This window comes from Paraburkholderia gardini, from assembly GCF_907164575.1.
Taxonomy (GTDB): domain Bacteria; phylum Pseudomonadota; class Gammaproteobacteria; order Burkholderiales; family Burkholderiaceae; genus Paraburkholderia; species Paraburkholderia gardini.
In genome coordinates this window covers 23607-31806 of the sequence record NZ_CAJQYY010000044.1, presented here as the reverse complement: position 1 = coordinate 31806, position 8200 = coordinate 23607, and the positions used below count along the sequence as shown (strand labels likewise).

Annotated in this window: 8 protein-coding genes; 6 read left to right on the top strand and 2 right to left on the bottom strand. The window is 64.2% G+C overall.

Going from position 1 to position 8200, the window contains the following annotated elements:
• Nucleotides 1–83: 83 nt before the first annotated feature.
• Both LPA34_RS25780 and LPA34_RS25775 read right to left on the bottom strand, forming a co-directional pair.
• Nucleotides 84–278: a zinc-finger domain-containing protein gene (locus LPA34_RS25780; protein ID WP_090528136.1), complete on the bottom strand. Its 195-nt coding sequence runs from the start codon at nucleotides 276–278 to the stop codon at nucleotides 84–86.
• A 73-nt stretch (nucleotides 279–351) separates the two neighbouring features.
• Nucleotides 352–1272, bottom strand: coding sequence for a branched-chain amino acid transaminase (locus tag LPA34_RS25775; RefSeq protein WP_228983743.1), 921 nt, complete (start codon nucleotides 1270–1272; stop codon nucleotides 352–354).
• Nucleotides 1273–1582: 310 nt separating this feature from the next.
• On the opposite strand from LPA34_RS25775, the gene LPA34_RS25770 reads away from it, so the two are divergent.
• From LPA34_RS25770 to LPA34_RS25745, 6 genes are all read left to right on the top strand, one after another.
• The gene (locus tag LPA34_RS25770; protein WP_228983737.1) at nucleotides 1583–2329 is read left to right on the top strand and encodes an AzlC family ABC transporter permease; all 747 of its coding nucleotides are present in this window, start codon (nucleotides 1583–1585) and stop codon (nucleotides 2327–2329) included.
• The gene (locus tag LPA34_RS25765) at nucleotides 2326–2649 is read left to right on the top strand and encodes an AzlD domain-containing protein (protein ID WP_228983734.1); all 324 of its coding nucleotides are present in this window, start codon (nucleotides 2326–2328) and stop codon (nucleotides 2647–2649) included. The genes LPA34_RS25770 and LPA34_RS25765 overlap by 4 nt, the downstream gene beginning before the upstream one ends.
• A gap of 219 nt (nucleotides 2650–2868) precedes the next feature.
• Entirely contained in the window at nucleotides 2869–4062 is a 1194-nt protein-coding gene (locus LPA34_RS25760) for a phosphoglycerate kinase (RefSeq protein WP_228983731.1), read from the top strand.
• Nucleotides 4063–4480: 418 nt separating this feature from the next.
• Complete coding sequence (pyk, locus tag LPA34_RS25755; RefSeq protein ID WP_228983730.1) at nucleotides 4481–5917, top strand: pyruvate kinase; 1437 nt, start codon at nucleotides 4481–4483, stop codon at nucleotides 5915–5917.
• A 176-nt stretch (nucleotides 5918–6093) separates the two neighbouring features.
• Nucleotides 6094–7158, top strand: coding sequence for a class II fructose-bisphosphate aldolase (gene fba / locus LPA34_RS25750; protein WP_228983727.1), 1065 nt, complete (start codon nucleotides 6094–6096; stop codon nucleotides 7156–7158).
• A 131-nt stretch (nucleotides 7159–7289) separates the two neighbouring features.
• Entirely contained in the window at nucleotides 7290–8180 is an 891-nt protein-coding gene (locus LPA34_RS25745; RefSeq protein WP_228983726.1) for a phosphoribosylaminoimidazolesuccinocarboxamide synthase, read from the top strand.
• The last annotated feature ends 20 nt before the right edge of the window (nucleotides 8181–8200 follow it).

Below are 8200 nucleotides of genomic sequence, written 5' to 3'. Positions count from 1 at the left end.
CCCGCTGCGCGGGCGGGGGGCCCCGCCCGCCCCGCCCCCGCCCCCCCCCCCCCCCGCCGCTGTCAGCCGCAATGCGGGCGTGCTCAGTGGCCTTTGACCACTTCGCCGGCGCGCAGCTTGTAGCGCGTGCCGCAATACGGGCAGCGTGCTTCGCCGTGCGTGACGTCGATGAAGACGCGCGGATGCGTGCTCCAGCGCGGCATCGACGGATTCGGGCAATACGCCGGCAGGTCTTTGGCCGACAGTTCGACCAGCGGCATTTCCTTGATTTCACTCATGAGGACGTTCTCTTTGTATTCGGATGAAAACGCGGCGCGCGATGCGCAGCCCGCGCAGGCAGTGAACGAAGGCTTAAACCCTGGTCAGCCAGTTCGCGTACTTCGTGCTCTTGCCGTTCACGATGTCGAAGAAGCCGGATTGCAGCTTTTCCGTGATCGGACCGCGCGCGCCCGCACCGATCGTGCGGTTATCGAGTTCGCGGATCGGCGTGACTTCGGCGGCCGTGCCGGTGAAGAACGCTTCGTCGCAGGTGTAGACCTCGTCGCGCGTGATGCGCTTTTCGATCACCTCGATGCCGGCGTCTTTCGCCAGCGTGATGACGGTGTCGCGCGTGATGCCGTCGAGGCACGACGACAGATCCGGCGTGTACAGCTTGCCGTTGTTCACGAGGAAGAAGTTTTCGCCCGAACCTTCCGACACGTAGCCGTCCACGTCGAGCAGCAGCGCTTCGTCGTAGCCGTCGGCGGTGGCTTCCTGGTTCGCGAGGATCGAGTTCACGTACCAGCCCGACGCCTTCGCGCGCACCATCGACACGTTCACATGATGGCGCGTGAACGACGACGTCTTCACGCGGATGCCCTTTTTCAGGCCGTCTTCACCGAGGTAAGCGCCCCACGGCCACGCGGCGATCGCGACGTGGATCGTGTTGCCCTTCGCCGACACGCCGAGCTTTTCCGAGCCGACCCAGATGATCGGGCGCAGATAGCACGATTCCAGCTTGTTCTCGCGGACGACTTCGCGCTGCGCGGCGGCGAGCGTTTCGTGGTCGAACGGGACGTCCATCTGGAAGATCTTCGCGGAATTCAGAAGACGCTTCGTGTGTTCCTGCAGGCGGAAGATCGCGGTGCCGCTGTCCGTCTTGTAGGCGCGCACGCCTTCAAAGACGCCCATGCCGTAGTGCAGCGTGTGCGTGAGGACGTGGATTTTGGCATCGCGCCAGTCGATGAGCTTGCCATCCATCCAGATCTTGCCGTCGCGGTCGGCCATTGACATACGATTCTCCAGGCGGTGCGTAATGAGGTATTCGGGGTGCCACAGCGACGACCCGGCCGGAACGCGCGGCGCAGGCTTACGGCAGGCGTAAGCCGGAATGCGTGGCGCGGAAAGCCAAAACACAGATCCGTCAAGCGGCGAAGTCCGTTATTTTAGCGTCTTTTGCACACGGAACGGGCATTCAGCCACCTTACGGACGCTATAATTCTGCGCACACATAAATCAGTTCCGGATGCGCCGGCGGAAGTTTTCCGACAGGCTGTGTCTTTTCTGCTGCGGCGGCGCATCGCGCGCCGGCCTGCCTCGTCCAATGTCTGCTCGCCTCTCTGAAGTTGATCGCCAGGCCTTTCGCCTGGGCCTGCGCGACTATTCGCCCACGCTCATGGCGATATTTTCATGGGGGCTCGTGACCGGCATCGCGATGAGCAAGTCCGTGCTGACGCTGCCCCAGGCGCTCGGCATGTCGGTGGCGGTGTATGCGGGTTCGTCGCAACTGGCGGTGCTGCCGCTCTTCGCCGCGAAGCTGCCGGTCTGGACGATCCTGCTCACCGCCGCGATGGTCAACACCCGCTTCGTGATCTTCAGCGCGGGTCTCGCGCCGCATTTCTCGTATCTGCCGCTGTGGCGGCGCATGCTGATCGGCTATTTCAACGGCGACATCATCTATCTGCTGTTCCAGAAGAAGAGCTTTCCGACCGGCTTCCAGCCTGGCAAGGAGGCGTATTTCTGGGGCATGGCGATTGCCAGCTGGGCGTCGTGGCAGGTCTCGTCGGCGATCGGCATCCTGCTCGCGAGCCTCTTCCCGGACAACTGGGGGCTCGGGCTCGCCGGCACGCTCGTGCTGCTGCCGATCATGGTGTCGGCGATCGTCACGCGTTCGACGGCGGTCGCGGTCGGCATCGCGGGTGTCGTTTCGCTGCTGGCGGTCGACCTGCCGTACCGGCTCGCGCTGCCGCTCGCGGTCATCACCGCGATCATCGCGGGCAGCATCACCGATTCGATCGTCGAGCGCGCCGACCTGCGCCGCATCCGCCAGCGCGCGGGAGATTCCCGATGACCACCACACAGATCTGGCTCGCCATTCTCGGCATGACGTTCGTCACCGCGGTGACGCGCGCGATGTTCCTGATCGGCGGCGAGCGAACGGTCCTGCCGGAGCGCGTGCAGCGCATGTTGCGCTACGCGCCGGCCGCCGCGCTGGCGGCGGTCGTGCTGCCCGACGTGGTGGAAACCAGCAACGGGCTGTCCTTCGGGCTGTCGAATCACGAGTTCTACGCCACGCTCGCCGGGCTCGGCTGGTATCTGTGGCGGCGCAGCATGATCGGCACGATTGTCGCCGGCATGGCAGTGTTCACCGTCCTGCGACTTGTTGCCTAGTGTCCGGACGTGGGAAATGCTGCGATGCCGCATCGCGTGACGTCCGCCCAAATGCTGGAGATTCGCAGCCACACGTCCAGGAACGTCACCGGTATCGGTTAAAATAGCCGTCTTCCGGATCACTGCGCGAAGCCGCGGCCGATGCCGCCGGCCCTGTCCTCATCATGTCGGGCAGGTTGCATTGTCCACCGCCTTCCAATCAACCCGCATCCCGACACCATGACCCAAGTGAAGCGTCTCACCGATCTGATCGCCGAAGGCAAGCTTGCCGGCCAACGCGTTTTCATCCGCGCCGATCTGAACGTGCCGCAGGACGATCACGGCAACATCACCGAAGACACCCGCATCCGCGCGTCGGTGCCCGCTATCCGCGACGCACTGGATGCCGGCGCGGCCGTCATGGTCACCTCGCACCTTGGCCGCCCGACGGAAGGCGAACTGAAGCCGGAAGACTCGCTCGCGCCGGTCGCGACGCGCCTCGGCGAACTGCTCGGCCGCGATGTGCCGCTCGTCGCGAACTGGGTGGAAAACGGCGTGAACGTCGCGCCGGGCCAGGTCGTGCTGCTCGAGAACTGCCGCGTCAACAAGGGCGAAAAGAAGAATTCCGACGAGCTCGCGCAGAAGATGGCGAAGCTCTGCGACATCTACGTCAACGACGCGTTCGGCACCGCGCATCGCGCCGAAGCCACCACGTACGGCATCGCGAAATACGCGCCGGTTGCGTGCGCGGGTCCGCTGCTCGCGGCTGAACTCGACGCGCTCGGCAAGGCGCTCGGCGCGCCGAAGCGTCCGCTGGTGGCGATCGTCGCCGGCTCCAAGGTGTCGACCAAACTCACCATTCTCGATTCGCTCGCCGGCAAGGTCGACCAGCTGATCGTCGGCGGCGGCATCGCGAACACGTTCATGCTGGCGGCGGGGCTGAAGATCGGCAAGTCGCTCGCCGAAGCGGATCTCGTCAACAATGCGAAGGCGATCATCGATGCCGCGAAGGCACGTGGCGCTTCGGTGCCGATCCCGACGGACGTCGTCACCGCGAAGGAATTCTCGCCGACGGCGAAGGCCGAAGTGAAGGCCGTGGCCGACGTAGAGGACGACGACCTGATCCTCGACATCGGCCCGGACACCGCGAAGGCGCTGGCCGCTCAACTGGAAAAGGCCGGCACGATCGTCTGGAACGGCCCGGTCGGCGTGTTCGAATTCGACCAGTTCGGCAACGGCACGAAGACGCTCGCTGATGCGATCGCGAAGTCGCCGGCGTTCTCGATTGCCGGCGGCGGCGACACGCTCGCGGCGATCGCCAAATACGGCATCCACGACAAGGTCAGCTATATCTCGACAGGCGGAGGCGCCTTCCTCGAGTTCCTCGAAGGCAAGACACTGCCCGCCGTCGAAATCCTGGAATCGCGGGCTTAACGTGGCAACGCGCTCCCCGACGAAATCAGCAAAAGGCCGGCCCACGCCGCGCACGACAGCCGCAGGGGAGCGCAGCGCGCGCTCCAGCAGCAAGCCGCTGGCATCGGCTCCGGCGCCAGCAGGCGCGCCGCACCAGCCAGCGGTGCAGGACCCCGCAGATGTTCTTGCGGTAACGGCGCAGCACAAACGCGCGCCAGCACAAACTGCGGCACCCGACACTGCCGCGCAGGCCGAATCCGGCACGCAGGCACCGCAGGCACAAGACACCGCGACATCGGCCACGCCCGATGCGCAACGCTCAAACAAAGCGACGCCAGCTCCAGCCGGCGCGCAACCCCCGGCAGCCGCTCGCGCGGCAACGCCAACGAATCCGACTCGCAGCGCTCAATCCAGCGAACCCATCCAGACGAGGAGACTCATGCATCGCGCCACCAAGATTGTCGCCACCATCGGCCCGGCTTCCAGTACGCAGGAAATCCTGCTGCAAATGATTCAGGCCGGATGCGATGTGGTGCGGCTCAACTTCTCGCACGGCACCGCCGACGACCATCGCCAACGCGCTGAGTTCGTCCGTGAGGTCGCGCGCAAGGCTGGCCGCGAAGTCGCCATCATGGCTGACCTGCAAGGCCCGAAGATCCGCGTGGGCAAGTTTGAGAACGGCAAGACCACGCTGATCGCCGGCAATTCATTCATCCTCGATTCCGCGTGCGAACTCGGCAACGACGACCGCGTCGGCCTCGACTACAAGGATCTGCCGCGCGACCTGAAACCGGGCGACGTGCTGCTGCTCAACGACGGCCTGATCGTCCTGAACGTCACGCGCGTGCTCGGCACCGAGATTCACACCACGGTGAAGATCGGCGGCGACCTGTCCAACAACAAGGGCATCAACCGCCAGGGCGGCGGCCTCACGGCGCCGGCGCTGACCGAAAAGGACATGGAAGACATCAAGACGGCCATGTCGCTCGGCGCGGATTTTGTCGCGGTATCGTTCCCGAAGAACGCCACCGACATGGAAATGGCCCGCCAGCTCGCCAATATCGCGGGCGCGCCTTACGGCATCAAGCCGAAGATGATCGCGAAGATCGAGCGTGCCGAAGCCATTCCGGCGCTGCAGGGCATCCTCGACGCGTCGGACGGCATCATGGTCGCGCGCGGCGATCTGGCCGTGGAAGTGGGCAATGCCGCAGTCCCGGCGCTGCAAAAGCGCATGATCCGTATGGCGCGCGAGTCGAACAAGTTCGTCATCACCGCCACGCAGATGATGGAATCGATGATCCACGCACCGGTGCCGACGCGCGCCGAGGTGTCGGACGTCGCGAACGCGGTGCTGGACGGCACGGATGCCGTGATGCTGTCGGCGGAATCGGCGGCGGGCAAGTATCCGGTGCAGACCATCGAAACGATGGCCGCGATCTGCGTGGAAGCCGAGAAGTCGGAAAACTCGGAACTGGACAAGGATTTCCTCGACCGGACGTTCACGCGTATCGACCAGTCGATCGCGATGGGTGCGCTCTTCACGGCGTTCCACCTCGGCGCGAAGGCGATCGTCGCGCTGACCGAATCGGGGTCGACCGCGCTGTGGATGTCGCGTCACTGGACGCACGTGCCGATCTTCGCGCTCACGCCGCGCACCGGCAGCGAGCGCGCGATGGCGCTGTACCGCAACGTGACGTCGCTGCATCTCGACACCAACACCGACCGCGACACGGCGCTCGCGCAGGCGCTCGAAGTGGTGGTCAGCAAGGGCTACGCATCGCATGGCGACATGGTGGTGCTGACGGTCGGCGAGCCGATGGGACAGGCCGGCGGAACGAACACACTGAAAATCGTGCGGGTGGGTGAACCGTACTGATCAGACTGGATGTATGCCCATCGGCGCGGCGGACAGGCCGCGTTCCCGGGAGAGGCGGCGCGCCCCTGAGCCCACGCTCAGGGAAGGCACGCACGGGAATGCGGCTTGCTTCGCGATAAAATCTCAAAAATTAGATGCCGACGGCACAGGTTTCGTTTCAATTAAGGAGTTTCACCATGCCTCTCGTATCAATGCGTCAGTTGCTGGACCATGCCGCCGAAAACGGTTATGGCCTCCCGGCATTCAACGTGAACAACCTGGAACAGGTGCAGGCGATCATGGCGGCGGCGGACAAGGTCGGCGCGCCGGTCATCATGCAGGCGTCGGCGGGCGCCCGGAAGTATGCCGGTGAGCCATTCCTGCGCCATCTGATCGAAGCGGCCGTCGAGTCATATCCGCATATTCCGGTTGTGATGCACCAGGATCACGGGCAGTCGCCGGCCGTGTGCATGGCGGCCATGCGCAGTGGTTTTACGAGTGTGATGATGGACGGTTCGCTCGAGGCGGACGGCAAATCGGTGGCGTCGTATGAATACAATGTCGATGTGTCGCGCAAGGTCGTGGAGATGGCGCACTCGATCGGCGTGACGGTCGAAGCCGAACTGGGCGTGCTCGGCTCGCTCGAAACGATGAAGGGCGACAAGGAAGACGGCCACGGCGCGGAAGGCACGATGACCCGCGAACAGCTGCTGACCGACGTCGAGCAGGCCGCCGATTTCGTGAAGCTCACGCAGTGCGACGCACTGGCGATCGCGATCGGTACCTCCCACGGCGCGTACAAGTTCACGAAGAAGCCGACGGGCGATATCCTGTCGATTCAGCGCATCAAGGAAATTCACCAGCGCATTCCGAATACGCACCTGGTGATGCACGGTTCGTCGTCGGTGCCGCAGGAACTGCTCGCGGAAATCCGCGAATTCGGCGGCGACATGAAGGAAACCTACGGCGTGCCGGTCGAAGAAATTCAGGAAGGCATCCGTAACGGCGTGCGCAAGATCAATATCGATACGGACCTGCGTCTCGCGATCACCGGCGCGATCCGCCGTGCGATGGCCGAAAACCCGTCGAAGTTCGACCCGCGCGACTACCTGAAGCCGGCGCGTGAAGCCGCCACGAAGGTGTGCGTGGATCGCTACGTGGCGTTCGGCTGCGAAGGCCAGGCCGCTAAAATCAAGCCGCTGTCGCTCGACAGGATGGCGGAGAAGTACAGGTCGGGCGACCTCCGGCAGGTGGTCCGCTAGGCTGTCCGTTCAGCACTGACCTGGTCATCCGGCCAGGTTGTTGTCAGATCGCCGTTCCCGCATGATCCGGGGAACGGCGTTTCCCTTTTGTTCCGGTCTCATTTTTGCCCTATTTCTAGCGAACTACGACGATGTCTACCCTTTACGAATCCACGCTCCGCTCGCTGCCGCTGCTCGGCCGCGGCAAGGTCCGCGACAACTACGCGGTGGGCAACGACCAGTTGCTGATCGTTACGACCGACCGTCTGTCGGCGTTCGACGTCATCATGGGCGAGCCGATTCCCAACAAGGGGCGCGTGCTGAACCAGATGGCCAACTTCTGGTTCGACAAGCTGAAGCACATCGTCCCGAATCACCTGACCGGCGTCGAGCCGGAAACGGTCGTCGCAGCGGACGAAGTCGAGCAGGTCAAGGGCCGCGCGGTTGTCGTCAGGCGTCTCGAGCCGATCCTGGTCGAAGCGGTGGTGCGCGGCTATCTGGCCGGCAGCGGCTGGAAAGACTACCAGGCAACGGGCGCCGTGTGCGGCGTCGAACTGCCGCCGGGCCTGCAAAACGCGCAGAAGCTGCCCGAGCCGATCTTCACGCCGGCAGCCAAGGCCGAAATGGGCCACCATGACGAGAACATCACGTACAACGAGATGGAACGCCGCATCGGCACCGAACTGTCGGCCACGATCCGCGACATCTCGATCCGGTTGTACAAGGAAGCCGCTGAATTCGCGGCCACGCGCGGCATCATCATCGCCGACACGAAGTTCGAATTCGGTCTCGACAACCACGGCAAGCTGTATCTGATGGATGAGGCGCTGACGGCCGATTCGTCGCGCTTCTGGCCGGCCGACCAGTATCAGGTCGGCACGAATCCGCCGTCGTTCGACAAGCAGTTCGTGCGCGACTGGCTCGAAACGCAGTCGTGGAAGAAAGAGCCGCCGGCGCCGAAGCTGCCCGACGACGTTGTCGCGAAGACGGGCGAAAAGTATCAGGAAGCGCTCGAACGCCTGACCGGGCAGAAGCTCGCCTGACGCCTCAGTCCCGATAAGGA

Coding starts and splice junctions, on each gene's coding strand:
- LPA34_RS25775 (WP_228983743.1), bottom strand. CDS start 1,272: ATGTCAATGGCCGACCGCGACGGCAAGATCTGGATGGATGGCAAGCTC.
- fba (WP_228983727.1), top strand. CDS start 6,094: ATGCCTCTCGTATCAATGCGTCAGTTGCTGGACCATGCCGCCGAAAAC.
- pyk (WP_228983730.1), top strand. CDS start 4,481: ATGCATCGCGCCACCAAGATTGTCGCCACCATCGGCCCGGCTTCCAGT.
- LPA34_RS25770 (WP_228983737.1), top strand. CDS start 1,583: ATGTCTGCTCGCCTCTCTGAAGTTGATCGCCAGGCCTTTCGCCTGGGC.
- LPA34_RS25760 (WP_228983731.1), top strand. CDS start 2,869: ATGACCCAAGTGAAGCGTCTCACCGATCTGATCGCCGAAGGCAAGCTT.
- LPA34_RS25780 (WP_090528136.1), bottom strand. CDS start 278: ATGAGTGAAATCAAGGAAATGCCGCTGGTCGAACTGTCGGCCAAAGAC.
- LPA34_RS25765 (WP_228983734.1), top strand. CDS start 2,326: ATGACCACCACACAGATCTGGCTCGCCATTCTCGGCATGACGTTCGTC.
- LPA34_RS25745 (WP_228983726.1), top strand. CDS start 7,290: ATGTCTACCCTTTACGAATCCACGCTCCGCTCGCTGCCGCTGCTCGGC.